A 19,442-nucleotide genomic window follows, 5' to 3' on the forward strand; every position below is an offset into this window, starting at 1 on the left:
GGCCGTGGTTATCGCGCGCGATCTGCAGCAGGCGACGATGGCGCTGCTGCGCCGCGCACGAAGGACGTGCCCCCTTCGCCGGGCCTGCCGGCGAAGGGCCTGGCTTCAACCGTGCCGCGGCTCCTATTCGGTGGGTAGCGCGTTGTAGGTGTCGCGGTCGATCTCGCCCTCCCACACGGCGACCACGGTCGCCACGGCCAGGTCGCCGGTGATGTTGGCGACGGTGCGCATCATGTCGAGAATGCGGTCGAACGGCAGGATGAAGCCGACCACGATGGCGGTTTGCGCCGCGCTCATCCCGATCACGTTCAGCACCGCGGCCATCAGGAACAGCGAGGCCGAAGGGACCGAGGCGGTGCCGACCGAAACGAGCGTGGTGGTGAGGCCGATCAGCAGATAATCGAACAGGTCGAGCGGGACGCCGAAGGCTTGCGCCGCGAAGATCGAGATCAGTGCGACATAGAGCGCGGTGCCGTCCATATTGATCGTCGCGCCCAGCGGCAGCACGGAGGATGCGACCGGTGGCTGGATGCCCAGGTTGTGCTCCGCCGCCGAAAGGCTGGCGGGCAGGGTGGCCGAGCTGGACGAGGTCGAATAGGCGACCAGCTGCGGTTCGCGCACCCCGCGATAGAACGGCAGGACCGGCAGGCGGGCGAGGAACTTCACGATCGCGCCGTGCACGATCAGCATGTGCAGGAAGCATCCCAGATAGACCGCGACCGCCAGCAGGAAGACGTTGAGGAACGTGCTCGGCCCCACGGTGCCCATGACCCAGGCGACCAGCGCGAAGACGCCGAAGGGGGCGAATTCCATGACGATGCCGGTCACTTTCAGCATCGTTTCCGATCCCGCCTCGAATATCCGGGCCAGCGGCTGCCCGCGTTCCGCGGCCATGATCAGCCCGGCGCCGACCATGATCGCGAAGAAAATCACTGCCAGCACGTTGCCTTCGGCAAAGGCGGCGAAGGGGTTTTCCGGCACGATGCCCAGCAGGCGGTCGGCCAGCGATCCGGCCTCTTCCAGCGTGGTCGCCTCGGCCCCCGAAAGATCGATCCCGACGCCGGGGCGGAACAGCAGCGCCAGCCCGATCCCGATCACGATCGCGCCGAATGTGGTCATCAGGTACAGCGCGATCGCCTTGCTGCCGATCGATCCGAGCCGTTTCGGATCCTTCATCGCGATCACGCCCGAAACCAGCGTGACGAAGACCAGCGGCACGATCAGCATACGGATCATGCGGATGAACAGGTCGCCGATCCACCGGATCTGTTCGGCGGCTTCGCCAAGCACGAGCCCGGCGATGGCGCCGAGAACGAGCGCGGCGAGAATGCGTTTCCACAGGACGATGGCGAACCATCGGCTGGCGATCGAGCGTATCATGTAAAAAGGTCCTCCCCGGGGCGCTGTGCAATGGATCGCGGCCGGCCAGCGCGCCGGTCTCGCGCGTGCGTTATCGAATGCCAGCGTTCCGATGACAAACGGGAATCGCTTTCCCTGTGGAAGAGCGCGTGGAAACAGAGCGATACGGCCATCGAACAGAGGCGAAATGGCAACATTGCAACGGCCTTGCGAGGGATTCGGAGCCGACGCACCGGTTTTCAGCACAGCGGGCCGAGCGCCTTTCGGCGTGCTTCGGCCAGGTCGCACGGGCGATTGATGTTCACCGGCAAAGTGTCGCAAGCGACGCGGACCGCCCCGGCTTGGGCAATCCACGACCGGAACGATCGCTCCCCGGATGCGAGGTGATCGACCAGCGCGTCGGCCAGGCGGGTCGGCCAGAATCCCGCCGCGTGCTGACCGTCGAGGATTGCAGGCGCATTCGGGCCGAGCCGCCGGGCCAGATCGTCGGGCAGGGGATGGAGATCGACCGGAACGCACAGCACGTTGGCGAACCTTTCCTCGCGCGCGTGCAGCAGGGCGGCGGCCAGGCCGCCCAGCGGGCCGAGGCCCGGGTGCGGGACATCGGGCAATGCGGGCAGAGCGGCATGGTCGCGCCCGCAGACGACGATTGCGTCCACCTGCCCGGCCAGCGCGTCGGCGGCACGATCCAGCAGGCTGCGCCCGCCGATCGTGGCCGCCGCCTTGTCGCTGCCGAAACGGCGCGATCGCCCGCCGGCCAGGATGGCCCCGAGAATCGCCGCCACCGGCCGTCAGATCCTGAGAGTTTCGACCGTCGCCCCGGCGGAAGCTTGCGGAGCCCCCGGCGCGCGGCGAACGAGATGGGTGGCGCGTGCGATCGCGCGCTGGCCCGATGCCTCCTGCCGCCGTGCGAGATCGACGCGCCCGCCATCGAGCGAGGCGAGGAGGAAGGCTTCGCGCGAGCCATTGGCGGGAACGGCGCGTGCCAGAGGCAGGGCGGTCCACTCCTCCCCGGCCGCGGCAGTGGCGCAACCCTGCAAACGCCCGATCAGCGGCGGCAGGAAGAGCCGGGCGACGGTCAGCGCCGCGGTGGGATTGCCCGGCAGCCCCACGATCGGCCGTTCGTTCAGTCGCGCACACCAGACCGGTTTGCCCGGTTTCATGGCCACCCCGGCGAAGACCGTGCGCGCCCCGGCGCCTGCCGCGGCCTGGCGGGCGAAGTCGCGATCCCCGCGCGAGGCGCCGCCGGTAATCACGACGGCATCGATCTGTTCCGCCTCCCCGCGTGGGCCAAGGCGAGCGGCCAGCGCGCGTTCGATGGCGTGCCGCGCATCGGGCAAGTGGACGATTGCAGCCACCGTTGCGCCGGCTGCCGCGAGCATTGCCACGACCGCGGGGGTTACGCTGTCGGGAATGGCGTGGGGATGCGAATGGGCCGCCCCTGTGGCCAGCAGCTCGTCGCCCGTCGCCAGGATTGCAACGCGTGGCCGGCGCCGGACGACGACTTCGCGCTGGCCCGAAGCGACGGCGGTCACCAGCGCCATGGGGCTCAGCCGCATTCCGGCCGCCAGCACGGCGTCGCCGGCGGCGAAGTCGGACGCGCGGCGCCGGATATGGGGCTTGTCGGCGGGCGAGACAGTCAGTGCCACGCCGCGGTCGGCGCGCACTGCCTGCTCGTCGATCACGACCCGTGCGGCGTTGGCGGGCAGGGCGGCCCCGGTCGTGACCCGGCAGGCACCGCCCGGGGTCAGGGGCGGCGGGGGCGGCTCTCCGGGAAGCGAGCGCCCCTCTATCCGGAAGATCCGCCGCCCGCCGGGCACGGTCGCGGCGATCGCGAACCCGTCCATCGCCGCGAGATCGCGGGCCGGCGTGTCCCGCATGGCAAGGACCGGCTCGGCAAGGACCCGGCCGGCAGCGTCTTCCGGGCGGAGCCGCTCCACTCCCGCGACTGGCCCGAAGCCGTCGATAAGCGCGCGCGCTTCGGCGAACGACAGGGCGGGCGAGGCGCAGCCGGGCCGGGGCCGCGCGTCTGCGGCGAGCGGTGCGGCGATGGTCGGTGCGGCGGCGGTCACGGGGCGCCTGCGGCGAGCGGGCGCTCGCTCGCCAGGTCGGGGCCGGACTGCGGCACCCTGGCTGCTTCCAGAGCCGGTCCGATCAGGATCACGGCGGGGCCATGGCCCAGCACCGACCGGGCGGCGATCGGCAGCAGGTCGAGCCGGCTATGGAATCGGCGCTCGCCGGGCAGGCTGGCGTTTTCCACCAGGGCGACCGGGGTTGCCGGGTCGAGTCCCGCCGCGATCAGCTGGTGCGCGATATGCCCCGCCATTGCCTTGCCCATGTAGATCGCCAGCGTGGCTTGGGGATCGGCCAGGGCTTTCCAGTCGATGTCCGCCCCTTCCCCGGCGCAGGCATGTGCGGTCATGAATGTCAGCGCCCGGGCCTCTCCCCGCAGCGTCAGCGGGACGGCGAGGCTCGCCGCGGCGGCCGAGGCTGCGGTAATCCCCGGACAGATGCGCACCGGAATGCCCGCCGCCCGGCACGCCGCGAGTTCCTCGGCCGTTCGGGCGAAAATTGCCGGATCGCCGCCTTTCAGGCGCACGACTCGTTGTCCGGCCAGCGCGGCGGCCACGATCATCCGGTCGATCGCCGCCTGGCTCCGCGAATGGCGGCCGGCGCGCTTGCCCACCGGAACCAGCCGGGCACCCGGGCCGACCAGTTCCAGGACGCCGGGGCCGACCAGCGCATCGTGAAAGACAACGTCGGCCAGGGCGAGCACCCGTTCCGCCTTGCGCGTCAGAAGGTCGGGATCGCCGGGGCCGGCCCCGACCAGCCATACGGTGTGCGGCTTGAAGTCGGTCATATGGCAGGCTCCATCGTGGGGCGGGATTCCAGCATCCGGGCAATTACGGGGCGACAACTGCCGCAGTTCGTCCCGGCCCTGGTCGCGGCGCCGACGGCGCCGGTGTCGCGGGCGCCGGCAGCGATCGCGGCGGCAATCTGCCGTTCGCCGACATCATGGCACAGGCAGACCAGCGGCCCGTTGTCGGGCGCGGGGACGGCGGGACGCCCGGCAAGCCACTCGGCCCCCGTGCCAGGCGTGCCGAGCCGATCGGCGATCCAGTCGCGCGAGGGCAGGGTGCCGCGGCGAGTCACGAACAGCGCGGCGGCCAGCGCCCCCGCGTCGTCGGGCACGGCAATTCTTCGCATACCGCGTTCGCGGTCGGCCGCTTCTATCCGGGGACCGGGGGGCAACAGGGCATCGCAGTCGACCGCGCCGAATCCTGCGAGTTCGGTCAGCCATCCGTGTGCGACCCGCGAGCGGACCCAATAGGGCGCCTGCGGTGTCACGGGCTCGCGCGAGGCGAGAAATGCGCGCCAGTCCGGCACCACTGGCGCAACGCGAGCGGGCGTGTTCTTGAACCCCGGCTGCCCGGACAGCGGATCTGTGGCCGGCTGGACCAGTTTCCCGGTCCGCCCGCCTCCGGCCAGCATATCGGTCCAGTGCATGGGGACGAAGATTTCGCCCGGTCGCTGGCTCTCGCTGGTCGCGATGCGGAACAGCTCTGCGCCGAATGGCGTCTCGATTCGCCCCAGGCCCCCTTCGACCAGACCGTAGCGGCGGGCGTCGACGGGGTGCATTTCCAGTATCGGCTCGCGTCGATGGTGCGAAAGCCGGGGGCTGAGACCGGTGCGGGTCATCGTGTGCCACTGGTCGCGATAGCGGCCGGTGTTGAGGCGGAGCGGGAACCCGGGATCGGGCGCCCGGGCGGCAGGCGGGCTCACGGCGACGATCCGCGCCTTGCCGTCGGCGGTGGGAAAGCGGTGGGCGAGGGGGTGCCGCCCACCCCATTGAAACGGCTGCATTTCGTTATAGCGGCGATCGCTGCATCCGGCCCAGTCGGCCAGATCCAGACGTTTCCCGTGCTGGCGCGCGAGCCGGGTCATTGCGGCATATTCGCGGAACACTTCGGCGGGCGAGGCCCATGCGAAGGCATCCCGCCAGCCCATGCGCGCGGCGACATCGGCGACGATGCGCCAGTCGGCCCGGGCTTCGCCGGGGGGTGGAAAGAGGCGGCGCTGGCGGCTGACCCGGCGTTCCGAATTGGTGACCGTGCCGTCCTTCTCCCCCCAGGCCAGCGCCGGCAGGCGGACATGGGCCAGGCGCGCGGTGTCGGTCTGCGCGATCACGTCCGACACGACGACGTGGGGGCAGCGCGCCAGCGCCTCGCGCACGAACCCGGCATCGGGCATCGAAACCGCGGGGTTGGTCGCCATTATCCAGAGGAACCTGACTTCGCCCGAATGGACCGCGCGAAACAGGTCCACCGCTTTCAGGCCCGGTTCGCGGCAGAGCCGGTCGGTGCCCCAGAAGCGGGCGACCGAGGCGCGCTCGGCAGCCGAGAAGCCGAGATGGCAGGCAAGCGTGCTGGCAAGCCCGCCGACTTCGCGCCCTCCCATGGCGTTGGGCTGACCGGTGATCGAGAAAGGCCCTGCGCCGGGCCGGTTGATGCGGCCGGTCGCGAGGTGGAGATTGATGATCGCATTGCCCTTGTCGGTGCCGCCGACCGACTGGTTGGCGCCCTGGCTGAACATCGTGATCGCGCGCGGGCTGGCGGCGAACAGGTCGGCGAGCTGCATGAAAAGCGTGCGATCGATGCCGGGATCGCGGTTGAGATCGTCCCAGAAGCCGGACGGCACCGAACAGCGGCTGCGCAGGAAAGCCTCGTCGAGCGCACCGCGGCGGCGCATCTCGGCGAGCAGCGCGGTGAACAGCGCCGTGTCGCCGTCGGGCGCGAGCGGGACGTGGAGGTCCGCCTGTTCGGCGGTTTCCGTCCGTCGCGGATCGATCACCACCAGTTTCGTGCCGCGCCGTTCGCGCGCCGCCTCCATCCGCTGCCACACGACGGGGTGGCACCAGGCCGTGTTCGATCCGACCAGCAGGATCAGATCGGCCTCGGCGATATCGTCATAGGAGCAGGGAACCACGTCTTCGCCCCACGCGCGATTGTGCGCGGCGACAGCGCTGGCCATGCACAGGCGCGAATTGGTATCGATGTTCGCGCTGCCGACGAAGCCCTTCATCAGCTTGTTGGCGACATAGTAATCTTCGGTCAGCAACTGGCCGGAAACGTAGAACGCCACGCTGTCCGGCCCGTGCCGTTCGATGCAGTCGCGCATATGCGCAGCGACCCGATCGAGCGCCTCGTTCCACGAGACGCGCGCGTCGCCGATCATGGGGTGCAGCAGGCGCCCTTCGAGGCCGACAGTCTCGCCCAGATGGGTGCCCTTGGAACAGAGCCGGCCGCCATTGGCCGGGTGGTCGTCGTCGCCCGCGATGGCGACCGAACGCGGGCCAGTGACTTCTGCGCGAATGCCGCAGCCGACCCCGCAGTAGGCACAAGTCGTGCGAACCGGGTCCATCGGGATTCAGGCCGCCTGCGGTTCGGCTGCCGGACCGTCCGCCGGTCGCGGCGCCACCACGGCTTCGCGCAGAAGATAGATCCGTCCGCAATCGATCTTGAGCGGGATGGTCGGGACGCAGCCTTCGTCGTCACCCAGGACCTGGCCGCTTTTCAGCGAGATGCGCCAGTTGTGCAGCGGGCAGGTGACGCTGTCGCCGTGGACGATGCCCTGGCTGAGCGGCCCCTGCCGGTGCGGGCACTTGTTGACGAGCGCGTAGAACTCGCCGCGCATCGTATGAAAAACCGCGATTTCCTCGCCGCCGATCACCGGCAACGTGGCCGCCATGCCCGCCTCGATCTGCGTCGTCGGGCCCAGGTCGAGCCATTTCGCTTCCATCATGCGTACTCCTTTCCGGCGGGGACGACGGTGGCGAGGTGGCCGTGCAGGTCGCGCCGCTCGCCGGCTGCGCGCTTCGCCCATGGGTCGTCCTGCATAAAGCGCTGCGAATGGCGGAACCGTGCCGCCAGCCGCCGCACCGCGTCGGGATCGTCGAACAGCTGCGCCTTGATCCAGTCGAGCCCCTTGCGCTCGAGCCAGGGGGCGGTCCGTTCGAGGTAATGCGCATCCTCGCGGTAAAGCTGGATGAAGGCGGCGCAGTGCTCCAGCGCCGCTTCCTCGGTTTCGACCTTGCACAGCAAGTCGGTGGCGCGGACTTTCATGCCGCCGTTGCCGCCGACGTGCAGTTCGTAGCCGCTGTCGACGCAGACCACGCCGAAGTCCTTGATCGTCGCCTCGGCGCAGTTGCGCGGACAGCCGCTGACCGCGATCTTGAACTTGTGCGGCATCCAGCTGCCCCAGGTCATCTGTTCGATCCTGATGCCAAGGCCGGTCGAATCCTGCGTGCCGAAGCGGCACCATTCGCTGCCGACGCAGGTCTTCACCGTGCGCAGCGATTTGCCATAGGCGTGGCCGGAGACCATGCCCGCGGCGTTCAGGTCGGCCCAGACGGCGGGCAGGTCTTCCTTGCGAATGCCGAAAATGTCGAGCCGCTGGCCGCCGGTGACCTTGACCATGCGGGCATCGTATTTCTCGACCACGTCGGCGATCGCGCGCAGTTCCTTCGGATTCGTAACGCCGCCCCACATCCGCGGGACAACCGAGTAGGTTCCGTCCTTCTGGATATTGGCGTGCAGGCGCTCGTTGACGAACCGGCTTTTCTGGTCGTCCTCGTACTCGCCCGGCCAGGCGCACAGCAGGTAATAGTTCAGCGCCGGGCGGCACGCGGCGCAGCCGTCGGGCGTGGTCCAGTGCAGTTCCTGCATGACCTGCGGGATCGCTTTCAGTTCCTTCTCCAGGATCAGGCGGCGCACGTCGTCGTGCGTGAAGCTGGTGCATTTGCACATGCTGGCCGGCCCGCTTTCGACTTCGCCGCCCAGTGTCAGCGACAGGAGGCTTGCGACGAGATCGGTGCACGAACCGCAGCTCGCGCTCGCCTTGCATTGCGAGCGCACGGCATCGAGGCTGTGCGCGCCGGCATCGATGCACCGGACGACCTGGCCTTTGGAAACGCCGTTGCAGCCGCAGATTTCTGCGTCGTCCGAAAGGGCGGCAACGGCGGCATTAGGGTCGGCAAGGGCGCCTCCGCTGGCAAAGGCCTGGCCGAAGATCAGCCCTTCGCGGATGTCCGAGACATCCTCCTCCTTCCTCAGCAGGTCGAAATACCAGCTGCCGTCCGCCGTATCGCCGTACAGCACAGCGCCGATCAGCTTGTTGTCTTTCAGAACCACGCGTTTGTAGACCCCGCGCGCGCCATCGCGCATCACGATGTCCTCGCAATCTTCCCCACCCGAGAAATCGCCGGCGGAAAACACGTCGATGCCGGAAACCTTGAGCTTGGTGGACGTGACCGAGCCGGCATAACCGGTGGACGCGCCGGTCAGGTGATCGGCCAGAGCGCGGCACATCTCCCACAGCGGGGCGACGAGGCCGTAACAGGTTCCGCGATGCTGAACGCATTCGCCGACCGCCAGAACGTCCGGGTCGGAAGTGACCATGTGGTCGTCGACCACGATGCCGCGCTCGCATTCGATCCCGGCGGTCCTGGCCAGTATCGTCGCCGGGCGGATGCCGACCGCCATGACCACGATGTCGGCGGGGATCTCGCGCCCGTCCTTCAAACGCACGGCGCCGACGTGGCCGTCTTTCTCGACGATTTCCTCGGTATCCGCGCCGGTCAGGATCGTCTGCCCGCGCCGCTCCAGCTCCTGCTTCAGCAGCCAGCCGGCCGCTTCGTCGAGCTGCCGCTCCATCAGCGTCGGCATGAGGTGGACGACAGTGACTTTCATGCCGCGCAGCGAAAGGCCGTGCGCCGCCTCCAGCCCCAGCAGCCCGCCGCCGATCACGACCGCGTTACCGCCGCGTTCCGCAGCGGCGAGCATTCTGTCGACATCGTCGAGATCGCGGAACGTCACCACGCCCGGCAGGTCGCGGCCCGGCACCGGGATGATGAACGGGTCGGAGCCGGTCGCAATCAACAGCTTGTCGTAAGGCGTGACGCGACCGGAGCGGCTGACCACCGTCTTGCGCGCGCGATCGATGTGATCGATCGGGTCGCCGGAAACCAGCGCGATGCCGTTTTCTTCATACCATTCGGCGGTATTGAGCACGATCTCGTCGAACGTCTTCTCGCCGGCGAGCACGGGCGAGAGCATGATACGGTTGTAATTCACCCGCGGTTCGGCGCCGAAGATCGTGATCTCGTAACGATCGCGGTCGCGCTCGAGGATTTCCTCCACCGCGCGGCAGCCGGCCATGCCATTGCCGATTACCACGAGCTTTTCGCGCGCCGGGATCATGTCCTTCAGCCGGGTCTGTGCGTTCATCTCTGCCTCCGCGGGGTCGAGCCCCGATTGCGCACGCAAAAAAGCCGCCAGGTCCTGCCCAAAGGCGAGACTGGCGGCGTCGTTGCCACGTTTTTGCGATTCTTCGTTCGAAAGCGACCGGAATCGTCCGGCGTTGGACGGGTACGCTTGTCGTCGTGCCGGCTAGATAACCGATCCCGGGGGAGCCCGGCAAGACCTTTTTGCGCTGCAGCATGGGCCTGTTGCAACCGCGCGGCCGGTTTGCTGCCGGCTCCGGCCGATCGTGTTGCAAGGGGGCGGGGGCCGTTCGCAATCAGATGCGCACGCCCTGCACCGCCGCGCCCCATGTTGTGCGCCAGCGGCTTTTCACGGCCGTCAGCCCGAGCAGGGCGATGAGGGCGATCGCGGCAAAGACAAGAAAGCCCAGTTGCGGACTGCCGGCATATTGCTTGGCCAGGCCGAGCGAGCTGGCGAGGAAGAAGCCGCCGATCCCGCCGCCGCAGCCGACCAGCCCGGTCATGACCCCGATTTCCTTGCGGAAGCGCTGCGGAACGAGCTGGAACACCGCCCCGTTGCCGGTCCCGAACGACAACATCGCGACCACGAAGAGACCGAGAGCGAGTGCCAGCGATGCCGGCCCGGTGCTGATCGCGACGAGCGCGCCGGCGGCGATGGCATAGACTGCGGTCAGCGTGCGGATTCCGCCAAACCGGTCTGCCAGAGCGCCACCCAGCGGCCGCACGAGCGAGCCGGCAAAGACACAGCCTGCGGCGCAGTATCCGGCCTGCACCGCAGTCAGACCGAACTGATCGACGAAATAGATCGAAAGCGAGGCTGCAAGTCCCACGAAGCCGCCGAACGTGACCCCGTAAAACAGCATGAACCACCATGCGTCGCGGTCGCCCAGCGGCTGGAGATAGGCCGAAAGGCGCATCGGGGCAGGCTGTTCGGGGGAATCCTTGGCCATCGCGAGATAGAACGCGAGAACGATGGCCAGCGGGATGCACGCCAGTCCGAGCACGCCTGTCCAGCCGACGGCGACGGCCAGCGCGGGGGCGAAGAGCGAGGCGATGACCGTGCCCGAATTGCCCATGCCGGCAACCCCCATGGCCTTGCCCTGGTGTTCTGGCGGGTACCAGCGGCTGGCGAGGGGCAGTGCAACCGCGAAGCTGGCACCGGCGAAGCCGAGCACCAGCCCGAGCGCGATCGTTCCCGAGAACGATCCGACCCCCAGCAGCCAAGCCGCCAGCAGGCCGGCGATGACGATCACCTGCCCGATTGCGCCGGTCTTCTTGGGCCCGATGCGGTCGCCGAGAAAACCCATCGGAATGCGCAGAAGCGCCCCGGCCAGAGTGGGGACGGCGACCATGAACCCTTTCTGCGCCGCGTTGAGGCCCAGGTCCGCCGCGACGAGCGGGGCCAGCGGGCCGAGTATGACCCAGACCATGAAGGCGAGATCGAAATAGAGGAAGGCCGCAACCAGCGTGGGCCAATGACCCGATTGCCAGAAACCGGCTTTGCCCGTTCGCGAGGAAGGGCCGTCGGAGGAAGCGAAACTTGCCATCATGCTGTCCTTTCGATGCTTGACGTGGGGCCCCCGCGGGAGAAGCTCGCGCGGGCGGGCGCAGCGCGCACGTGCACGTGAGAGGCGGGGGAAACCGGGCAATGCGGAATCGGAACGAACTGGTGTTCGCGGCGGGCTTTGCCAGCGAGGCCGGCCGGCGCGAGCAAAACGAGGATTTCGGCGCGGTCTATCTCGGCACGCCGCTGGAGCGCGCGCGCCACGGTGCCGTGGCCGCCGTGGCCGACGGGGTGAGCGAGGGGCGGGGCGGGGGGGAGGCCGCGGAACTCGCGGTCAGCGCTCTGATCGAAGGATTTTACGCCATGCCCGAAACGCTCGGCGCGGCGCGGGCGATGGAAAGGCCGATGGCCGCTTACAACCGGTGGCTGCATTCCCAGAGCCGCGGAGAAACCATGCGCGGGGCAGCGACGACGTTCACGGCCTTGGCGCTGCGCGGCCGCCGGGCGGATATCGTTCACGTCGGAGACAGTCGCGCTTGGCGTTTTGCTGGCGAACGCTTGGTGCAGCTGACGACAGACCACGTTCGGCCGGAGCCGGACCTGCGCCATGTCCTGATCCGGGCGATAGGCCTCGAACCGGAACTGCGCCTCGACCATCTTGCCATCGAACTGGCGGAACACGACCGTCTGGTTCTGACCACCGACGGGGTTCATGGCCCGCTGGGCGAACGCCGCATGGCCGCGGTCCTCACGGCGAACGGTTCGGCCGAAACCGCGGCCGCGGCGCTGGTCCGCGAGGCGCTGCACGCCGGCGGGCGCGACAATGCCACGGCAGTCGTGATCGATGTCGTTCGTCTTCCGCCGCCCGATTACGATTTCGTGCTTGCCGGGATCGAAGGTTTGCCGGCCGTTGCTGCTCCCCGCCCGGGCACGACGATCGACGGGTTTCGTATCGATCGGGTGATCAGCGAGGGGCGTTACGCCGTTCTCCTGGCCGGATGGGACACGGAAACGGGAGAACCGGTGGCGCTGAAGTTTCCGCGCCAGGGCGCACTGGCCGACCACGCCATCCGCATGGCCTTCGCCCGCGAGATGCTGATCGCCAGGCGAGTGGACAGCCCGTTCCTCGCCCCTTCGCACCCGGTGCGTCCGGGACGCCAGACCGCGCTCTACGGTGTCCAGCCCCTGCTCGAGGGGGAGACGCTGGAAGCGCGCCTGGCGCAAGGCAACCTTCCGCTGGCCAAGGCGCTCGACCATGCGATCGAGCTGACCCGCGCGGTGGCGGCGTTGCACCGGCTCGAAATCGTCCATCGCGATATCAAGCCGGAAAACTGCATCCTGACCGCAGACGGCTTGAAGCTGATCGACCTCGGCGTGGCGCGGTTGCCGCGTGTCGAGGACTTCCGTGGAGACGAGATACCCGGCACGCCGGGCTACATGGCGCCCGAACAGTTCGACGGGCACGGCGGCGATGCCCAAACCGATATCTTCGCGCTCGGCGTCACGCTCTACCGGCTTTTTTCGGGGGCCTGGCCCTTCGGCGAACAGGAGGCGTTCCAGCGCCCGCGATTCGCCACGCCGGCGCCGCCTTCGCGCCACCGCCCGGAGATCCCCAGCTGGCTCGACGATGCGATCCTGACGGCCATCGCACCCCAGCGGGAGGCGCGTTTCGACGACGCGGTGGGGCTTTTGCGCCGTCTCGAAGGCGGGGGGGCCGTTCCGCGCGCAATCCCGCGGCACGTCCCCCTTGCAGAGCGCGATCCGGTGCGGTTCTGGCAGGTCGTCAGCGCCGCCCTTGCGATCGCACTGGTCCTTGTCCTGATACTGCGCTGAATGCACCGGACGTTCCTCCGCCTGTTTGCAGCGCACACAAAAAAGCCGCCTCGGACCCGGTCTGGAAACCGGATACGGGCGGCGACGTTGCCACGCGCTGTCTGCAATATGACCGGCCGGCCGCGTGACCATCCGCCAGTGGATGGAAAGCCGGCAATCGCGCGCATGGTAGGCATGCGGGACGACATTTGCCAAGCCTCTTTTCGCAATTGCAGCATTATGCCGGTGCCGCGTTTCGTAAGGCAGGGCGGCCAGGGGGCCCCGACAGGCCGAAAATGGGCGGGGCGCCCGTTACAAAACGGTCAGGTTTTAAATGGCTTGTATGGCGGACGGCGGATCGGCAATCCGCGCCGCTTCGGCCTTGCTGAAAACGATTCCAGCGTACCGAAGGGCATACCGTCGCCGGGACGGCCACCGGCCTTGCAACGGTCGGCGGCAAGAATGGCTGGCTGGGGTGGCAGGATTCGAACCTGCGCATGGCGGTACCAAAAACCGCTGCCTTACCACTTGGCTACACCCCAGCAGGCGCGGGCTCCTATAGCGAAGCCCGCGCCGATGTGAAGGGGCGCTGGCTGCCGGTGCGCAGCGTCAGACGTTCTTGCCCGCGAAATCGCCGGCGGAATGGCGCTCGCGAAGCTGCTCGTCCTCCTCGCCCCAGGTCTTGTTGACGATTCGCCCGCGGCGCACCGCCGGACGCTGGGCGATCTGGTTCACCCAGCGTTCGACATGCTCGTATTCATGGATCGAGAGGAACTTGCGCGCCTCGCCATAGATGCCGCCCTGCACGAAGGGGGCGAACCAGGGAAACGTGGCGATGTCGGCCACGGTATAGTCGGCCCCGCCGAGGTATTCGCTCTGCGCCAGGCGCCGGTCGGCGACGTCGAACAGCCGCTTGGTCTCCATCGCATAGCGGTTGATCGGATATTCGTACTTCTCCGGCGCATAGGCGTAGAAATGGCCGAAGCCGCCGCCGATGAAGGGGGCGCTGCCGACCTGCCAGAACAGCCAGCTCAGCACTTCGGCACGGGTCCGGTCGGTCGGCAGGAAAGCGCCGAACTTTTCCGCCAGGTGCACCAGGATCGCGCCGCTTTCGAACACGCGCACCGGCTCGGGCCCGCTGCGGTCGAGCAGGGCGGGAATCTTCGAATTGGGATTGATGTCGACGAAGCCGCTGGCGAACTGGTCGCCGTCGGAAATGCCGATGTACCAGGCATCGTATTCGGCCGCGTGACCGGCCTCGAGCAGCTCCTCGAACATGATCCCCGCCTTCACCCCGTTGGGCGTGGCGGAGGAATAGAGCTGGAAAGGATGATCGCCGACCGGCAGATCGCGCTGTTCGCGCGCACCGGCCGTGGGGCGGTTGATCCCGGCGAACTTGCCGCCGCTTTCGGTGTTGGTCCAGACTTCGGGCGGGGTGTAGGTCGGATCGGCCAAGGCGGGTCTCCTGTCTGATGGATGCAGGCGAAATGGGTAGCGGTTCTTTTGCCGACAAGCGGAACCGCCCGAGCAATCGCGGAGTTTCGCCTTCGCATGACGAAGCTGATCTATGTCGCCGATGACCTGCCGGGCATTTCGCGCAAGCGCGCGGGGCGCGGCGCTTCGCTTCCGCTCGTGCGCAAACCGGGGGAAAGCGATCTCGCGGCGCGGACGCTGACGCGCGAGGAACGCGGGCCGATCGCGCTGTTCGAAGGCGCGCCCGGCGCGCGGGAGCCGCTGGCGGCGTGAGCACGACCGAAACGCTCGACCCGATCCTGCCGCCGGATCTTTCGCAACAGGCACGCGCGGTGCTGGCCCTGGCGTGCGATCGCGAAATGCCGCTGATCACTGCGGAAAGCTGCACCGGCGGATTGCTCGCCGCGCTCCTGACCGACGTGCCGGGGCGCAGCCATATCTTCGAACGCGGGTTCGTCGTCTATTCCGACGATGCGAAGTGCGATCTGCTGGCGGTCGATCGCGCGCAGATAGAGCGCTGCGGCGCGGTCAGCCGCGAAGTCGCGGTGGCAATGGCACGCGGAGCGCTGGACCGGTCGGGCAACGGTGTCGGCGTTGCCATCACCGGCTTTGCCGGGCCGGGCGGGGAAAGCGACGAGGAAGGGCTGGTCCACTTCGCCTGCGGCCGGTTCGACGGCCCGGTCGCCCACCGCGAGGAGCATTTCGGCGCGATCGGGCGCGACGGGGTGCGCATCGCGGCGCTTGCAGTTGCGCTGGACATGATGGACAACGCGCTCCGCGCATGACCGAGAAAACCGACCACCCCTTCTTCGATCGACGCACGCACGGCTTCGTGCGCGTCGCCACCGCCACCCCGCACGTTCGCACCGCCGACGTGGCCGGGAACGTGGAGGGCATTCTTGCCGAATTGCGCAAGGCGCACAGGGCCGGCGCCGACCTGGTGCTGTTCCCCGAGCTTTCGCTGTCGTCCTATGCGATCGACGACCTCCACCTGCAATCGGCGCTGCTCGATGCGGTCGAGCGCGGCGTGGCCGACCTGGTCGCCGCGAGCAAGGAGCTTTCGCCGGTGGCGGTGGTCGGCGCCCCGCTGCGGCGCAACGGGCGGGTATACAATTGCGCGCTGGCGATCGCCGGCGGGCGCTTGCTGGGCGTCGTGCCCAAGAGCTTCCTGCCAAACTACCGCGAATTCTACGAGAAGCGCTGGTTCGCGCACGGTCGCGGATGCATCGGGCTGGCGATCGAGGTGAACGGTGAGAGCGTGCCGTTCGGCACCGATCTGCTGTTCGAAGCGCCGGCGTTGCCCGGTTTCTGCTTCGCGATGGAAATCTGCGAGGACGTCTGGGCGCCCGATCCGCCCTCGACCCGGGCGGCGCTGGCCGGGGCGACGATCGTGCTCAATCTTTCCGCCTCCAACATTACCATCGGCAAGTCGGACGAACGGCACCTGCTCTGCCGCGCCCAGTCGAGCCGCGCGGTCTGCGCCTATGCCTATTCCGCCGCGGGCCACGGCGAGAGCACGACCGACCTTGCGTGGGACGGGCAGGGGATGGTTTACGAACTCGGCGACCTGCTGGTCGAAAGCACGCGCTTCGATCTCGAACCCGAGCTGTGCCTGGCCGACGTCGATACCCGCCGCATCCTGGGCGACCGGATGCGGATGCAGACTTTCGGCGACGCGGCGGAAGCGGCGGGCCGGCCCGAGGATACGTTCCGCCGCGTGCGGTTCGAACCATCGGCCGCGCCCGGGCCGGACGACCGCCTGCTGCGGCCGATCCGCCGCTTCCCCTTCGTTCCCAACCGCGCGCACAAGCTGGACGAGGATTGCTACGAAGCATTCAATATCCAGGTCGATGCCCTGCTCCGGCGCTTCCGCGCGACCGGCGGGAAGCACATGGTGATCGGGATTTCGGGTGGGCTCGATTCGACCCACACGCTCCTGGTCGCGGCCAAAGTCTGCGACCGGCTGGGCCTGCCGCGCACGACCATCCGCGGCTACACGATGCCGGGTTTCGGCACCTCCGAGGGCACGAAATCGAACGCCTGGAAGCTGATGAAGGCAATGGGCATCGCGGCCGAGGAAATCGATATCAAGCCGGCCGCCCAGCGAATGCTGGAAGATATCGGCCATCCGTTCGCCGATGGCGAGCCGGTTTACGACACCACGTTCGAGAACGTTCAGGCCGGCCTGCGCACCGATTACCTGTTCCGCCTTGCCAGCCAGCATTCGGGTTTCGTGCTCGGCACCGGCGATCTGTCGGAACTGGCGCTCGGCTGGTGCACTTACGGCGTCGGCGACCAGATGAGCCACTATGCGGTCAATGCGGGGGTGCCCAAGACCCTGATCCAGTATCTGATCCGCTGGGCCATTCGGACCGATCAGTTCGACCCGGAAACCGATGCCGTGCTGGAAGCGATCGTCGCCACCGAAATCAGCCCCGAGCTGGTGCCGGTGGGCGAGGATGGCGAGATCCAGAGCACCGAGAGCGCGATCGGCCCTTACGAGTTGAACGACTTCTTCCTCCACCATACGATCCGCTGGGGCCATGCGCCCAGCCACGTCGCGTTCCTGGCCTGGCATGCCTGGCGCGACGCCGGGCAGGGCCTGTGGCCCGCGGAATTTCCCGAAGCCGCGAAGAACGAATACGACCTGGCGACCATCGCCCATTGGCTGGAGCGGTTCCTGCAGCGGTTCTTTGCCTTCAGCCAGTTCAAGCGCAGCGCGCTGCCCAACGGGCCGAAGGTCAGCCCGGGCGGCGCGCTCAGCCCGCGGGGCGACTGGCGCGCGCCGAGCGATGCGACCGCCGGCCCATGGGTGGAGGAACTGCGGCGCGCCCTGCCGCCGCCTGCCTGACCGATGCCGGTCCGCGCGGTCGCCATACTCGTGCTGTGCAATGTCGTCTGGGCGTTGAACGTCGTGGTGAGCAAGATCGCGGTGGACCAGCTCGGTGCGCCGCCGCTCGCCTATGCTTTCGCGCGCTCGGCGCTGGTGATGATCGTTCTCCTGCCGCTGCTGCGCCCGCTGCCGTCCGGGCTGGGCCGGATCATGCTGGTCGGGCTGGCGATCAGCGGCGGATCGTTCGCGCTGCTGTTCATGGGGCTGGAAACCGCCAGCCCCTCTTCGGCCGGCGTGGTCAGCCTTTCGGGGGCGCCGATGACGGTGCTGTTCGCGATCCTCTTCCTGGGCGAGCGGGTGCGCTGGCGGCGCGGGCTCGGCATCGCGCTCGCCTTCGGCGGGGTGTCGATCTCGGTCATGTCGGACAGCGCGCTGGAGGCGGGGCCGGGGCTGATGCTGGTCTTCGCATCGGCCGCGGTCGGGGCGCTGGGCTCGGTCTTCGTCAAGCGGATCGAGATTTCCTCGATCCGCCTTCAGGCCTGGGCGGCAGTCGCCTCCAGCGTGGTTCTCCTGCCGTTGTCGCTGGCGATCGAGAGCGATCAGCTTGCCGCTTTCGCGCGCGAGCCGCTGCTGCTCGCAGGCTGCGTCATCTTTGCCGGGCTGGTGGTCTCGGTCGGCGCCCACACGGCCTATTTCCGCATTCTCCAGGAAAACGACACCAATGCGGTCGTGCCGATGACGCTGCTGACGCCGCTGTTCACCATTGCCCTTGGCGCCTGGCTGACGGGCGATCCGGTCGGCTATCGCCTGCTGCTGGGCGGCGCGATCGCGATCGCCGGGGTGGCGATCATCCTGATCCGCCCGAGCGATACCTTTACCAAGCGGTTCCTGGTTCGCAGCCGTCTGTAACGGCGCCGTCGCGGTTTACGAAAGGCGCGTCATCCAGTCGTAGGTATCGGCGACCCGCCCCCGCTGGATGCCGACCAGCTTGTCGCGCAGCTTGCTGGTCAGCTGGCCCGGCCCGCCGCTGCCGATGGTGAATTCGCCGTCCCGCCCGGCAACCGTGCCGACGGGCGTCACGACCGCGGCGGTGCCGCAGGCCATCGTCTCGACCAGGCGGCCGCTGTTCGCGTCTTCGCGCCACTGGTCGATCGAATAGGGTTCCTCGCGCACGTTCAGCCCCTCCTCGCGCAAGAGGCGGATCAGGCTGTCGCGGGTGATGCCGGGCAGGATCGTGCCGGTCAGCGGCGGGGTGACGACGGAGCCGTCGTCGAACACGAAGAACAGGTTCATGCCGCCCAGTTCCTCGATCCACTTGTTCTCCACCGCATCGAGGAAGACGACCTGGTCGCACCCCTTCTCGATCGCCTCGGCCTGCGGGACCAGGCTGGCGGCGTAATTGCCGCCGGTCTTGGCCGCGCCGGTCCCGCCCGGGGCCGCGCGGACATAGTCGCTGCTGACCCAGATCTTCACCGCCGGCGCGCCGGACTTGAAATAGTTGCCCGCCGGGCTGGCGATGACGAGATACTTGTATTGCCGCGCCGGCCGCACGCCGAGAAACGCCTCGCTTGCGAACATGAAGGGGCGCAAATAGAGCGATCCGCCCTCGACCGTGGGGAACCAGTCCTTGTCCACCGCGATCAGGCGGCGGATCGATTCGATGAACAGCTCTTCGGGCAGTCGCGGCATCGCCATGCGGTCGGCGCTGGCATTGAAGCGGCGCGCGTTCGCCTCGGGCCGGAACAGAGCAATGCCGCCGTCGTCCTGGCGATAGGCCTTCATCCCTTCGAAGATTTCCTGCGCGTAGTGCAGCACCGCCGCCGCCGGGTCGAGCGCGATCGGTTCGCGCGGACACACCCTCGCCGAATGCCAGCCGTCCCCGTCGGAACCAACGCGATCGGCATCGTAATCGATCACGACCATGTGGTCGGTGAACAGCGTGCCGAAACCGGGATTGGCAAGCGCCTCGTCGCGCGTGGCGGACGGGACGGGTGCGGCGTGGGGAATATGCTCGAAATCCATGCGGGCCGGGTAATGGGGTGCGGCGCGCAGGGCAAGTCCCTCTGCCGGGCCGGCGCCGCTTCATCCGTGCCGAAAACGCCGACAGGCAGGGTGGCGGGAAACCCGCCGGGCAGGAGCGCAAAATGAGAAGGGCAGCTCCGCCCGTCGGGGAACTGCCC

The 19,442-nt window shown here is 68.3% G+C and carries 15 protein-coding genes and 1 tRNA gene; 5 read left to right on the plus strand and 11 right to left on the minus strand.

All coding sequences use genetic code 11. The features are described from left to right. Positions 1-123: 123 nt before the first annotated feature. From V5F89_RS09935 to V5F89_RS09970, 8 genes are all read right to left on the minus strand, one after another. Positions 124-1,380: a dicarboxylate/amino acid:cation symporter gene (locus tag V5F89_RS09935; RefSeq protein WP_338445493.1), complete on the minus strand. Its 1,257-nt coding sequence runs from the start codon at positions 1,378-1,380 to the stop codon at positions 124-126. Positions 1,381-1,598: 218 nt separating this feature from the next. Then, on the minus strand, positions 1,599-2,144 hold the full coding sequence (gene mobA / locus V5F89_RS09940; RefSeq protein ID WP_338445494.1) for a molybdenum cofactor guanylyltransferase: 546 nt from the start codon (positions 2,142-2,144) through the stop codon (positions 1,599-1,601). Positions 2,145-2,150: 6 nt separating this feature from the next. Then, positions 2,151-3,431 carry a molybdopterin molybdotransferase MoeA gene (locus tag V5F89_RS09945; RefSeq protein ID WP_338445495.1) on the minus strand — a complete coding sequence of 427 codons (1,281 nt, stop codon included), beginning with the start codon at positions 3,429-3,431 and terminating at the stop codon, positions 2,151-2,153. Then, positions 3,428-4,219, minus strand: a complete 792-nt coding sequence (gene cobA / locus V5F89_RS09950) for a uroporphyrinogen-III C-methyltransferase (RefSeq protein ID WP_338445496.1) — start codon at positions 4,217-4,219, stop codon at positions 3,428-3,430. The genes V5F89_RS09945 and cobA overlap by 4 nt, the downstream gene beginning before the upstream one ends. Next, positions 4,216-6,780, minus strand: a complete 2,565-nt coding sequence (locus V5F89_RS09955; RefSeq protein ID WP_338445497.1) for a nitrate reductase — start codon at positions 6,778-6,780, stop codon at positions 4,216-4,218. Before V5F89_RS09955 ends, cobA begins: the two co-directional genes overlap by 4 nt. A gap of 6 nt (positions 6,781-6,786) precedes the next feature. Beyond that, on the minus strand, positions 6,787-7,158 hold the full coding sequence (nirD, locus tag V5F89_RS09960) for a nitrite reductase small subunit NirD (protein ID WP_338447556.1): 372 nt from the start codon (positions 7,156-7,158) through the stop codon (positions 6,787-6,789). Beyond that, positions 7,158-9,644, minus strand: coding sequence for a nitrite reductase large subunit NirB (nirB, locus tag V5F89_RS09965; protein WP_338445498.1), 2,487 nt, complete (start codon positions 9,642-9,644; stop codon positions 7,158-7,160). Before nirB ends, nirD begins: the two co-directional genes overlap by 1 nt. Before the next feature lie 292 nt (positions 9,645-9,936). Then, positions 9,937-11,190, minus strand: a complete 1,254-nt coding sequence (locus V5F89_RS09970; RefSeq protein ID WP_338445499.1) for a nitrate/nitrite transporter — start codon at positions 11,188-11,190, stop codon at positions 9,937-9,939. Positions 11,191-11,288: 98 nt separating this feature from the next. Between V5F89_RS09970 and V5F89_RS09975 the strand changes: the two genes are divergently transcribed. Beyond that, a complete protein-coding gene (locus V5F89_RS09975) occupies positions 11,289-12,977 on the plus strand; it encodes a bifunctional protein-serine/threonine kinase/phosphatase (protein WP_338445500.1) in 1,689 nt (562 codons plus the stop codon). Between the two features lie 446 nt (positions 12,978-13,423). Here V5F89_RS09975 and V5F89_RS09980 read toward each other — a convergent pair. Continuing rightward, positions 13,424-13,498: transfer RNA gene (locus tag V5F89_RS09980), tRNA-Gln, on the minus strand. A 67-nt stretch (positions 13,499-13,565) separates the two neighbouring features. Continuing rightward, the gene (yghU, locus tag V5F89_RS09985; RefSeq protein ID WP_338445501.1) at positions 13,566-14,411 is read right to left on the minus strand and encodes a glutathione-dependent disulfide-bond oxidoreductase; all 846 of its coding nucleotides are present in this window, start codon (positions 14,409-14,411) and stop codon (positions 13,566-13,568) included. A gap of 96 nt (positions 14,412-14,507) precedes the next feature. On the opposite strand from yghU, the gene V5F89_RS09990 reads away from it, so the two are divergent. The 4 genes from V5F89_RS09990 to V5F89_RS10005 are packed head-to-tail and all read left to right on the plus strand — an operon-like array spanning position 14,508 to position 18,171. Continuing rightward, positions 14,508-14,702, plus strand: coding sequence for a hypothetical protein (locus tag V5F89_RS09990; RefSeq protein WP_338445502.1), 195 nt, complete (start codon positions 14,508-14,510; stop codon positions 14,700-14,702). Next, positions 14,699-15,214, plus strand: a complete 516-nt coding sequence (locus tag V5F89_RS09995; protein ID WP_338445503.1) for a CinA family protein — start codon at positions 14,699-14,701, stop codon at positions 15,212-15,214. The genes V5F89_RS09990 and V5F89_RS09995 overlap by 4 nt, the downstream gene beginning before the upstream one ends. Next, complete coding sequence (locus V5F89_RS10000) at positions 15,211-17,280, plus strand: NAD(+) synthase (protein WP_338445504.1); 2,070 nt, start codon at positions 15,211-15,213, stop codon at positions 17,278-17,280. Before V5F89_RS09995 ends, V5F89_RS10000 begins: the two co-directional genes overlap by 4 nt. Before the next feature lie 3 nt (positions 17,281-17,283). Next, positions 17,284-18,171, plus strand: coding sequence for a DMT family transporter (locus V5F89_RS10005; RefSeq protein ID WP_338445505.1), 888 nt, complete (start codon positions 17,284-17,286; stop codon positions 18,169-18,171). 15 nt (positions 18,172-18,186) lie between these two features. Here V5F89_RS10005 and V5F89_RS10010 read toward each other — a convergent pair whose 3' ends face one another. Beyond that, positions 18,187-19,284, minus strand: coding sequence for a branched-chain amino acid aminotransferase (locus V5F89_RS10010; protein WP_338445506.1), 1,098 nt, complete (start codon positions 19,282-19,284; stop codon positions 18,187-18,189). Positions 19,285-19,442 lie beyond the last annotated feature (158 nt).

Origin of the sequence: Pelagerythrobacter marensis, assembly GCF_036700095.1 — a bacterium.
In the GTDB taxonomy this organism is placed as follows: Bacteria; Pseudomonadota; Alphaproteobacteria; order Sphingomonadales; family Sphingomonadaceae; genus Pelagerythrobacter; species Pelagerythrobacter marensis_A.

Bases quoted from the DNA above. Each gene is read 5' to 3' on its own strand.
- V5F89_RS09935 (WP_338445493.1), bottom strand. From the start codon at position 1,380: ATGATACGCTCGATCGCCAGCCGATGGTTCGCCATCGTCCTGTGGAAA.
- V5F89_RS09955 (WP_338445497.1), bottom strand. From the start codon at position 6,780: ATGGACCCGGTTCGCACGACTTGTGCCTACTGCGGGGTCGGCTGCGGC.
- V5F89_RS10010 (WP_338445506.1), bottom strand. From the start codon at position 19,284: ATGGATTTCGAGCATATTCCCCACGCCGCACCCGTCCCGTCCGCCACG.
- V5F89_RS10000 (WP_338445504.1), top strand. From the start codon at position 15,211: ATGACCGAGAAAACCGACCACCCCTTCTTCGATCGACGCACGCACGGC.
- V5F89_RS09970 (WP_338445499.1), bottom strand. From the start codon at position 11,190: ATGATGGCAAGTTTCGCTTCCTCCGACGGCCCTTCCTCGCGAACGGGC.
- V5F89_RS09975 (WP_338445500.1), top strand. From the start codon at position 11,289: ATGCGGAATCGGAACGAACTGGTGTTCGCGGCGGGCTTTGCCAGCGAG.
- nirB (WP_338445498.1), bottom strand. From the start codon at position 9,644: ATGAACGCACAGACCCGGCTGAAGGACATGATCCCGGCGCGCGAAAAG.
- nirD (WP_338447556.1), bottom strand. From the start codon at position 7,158: ATGGAAGCGAAATGGCTCGACCTGGGCCCGACGACGCAGATCGAGGCG.
- V5F89_RS10005 (WP_338445505.1), top strand. From the start codon at position 17,284: ATGCCGGTCCGCGCGGTCGCCATACTCGTGCTGTGCAATGTCGTCTGG.
- V5F89_RS09990 (WP_338445502.1), top strand. From the start codon at position 14,508: ATGACGAAGCTGATCTATGTCGCCGATGACCTGCCGGGCATTTCGCGC.
- cobA (WP_338445496.1), bottom strand. From the start codon at position 4,219: ATGACCGACTTCAAGCCGCACACCGTATGGCTGGTCGGGGCCGGCCCC.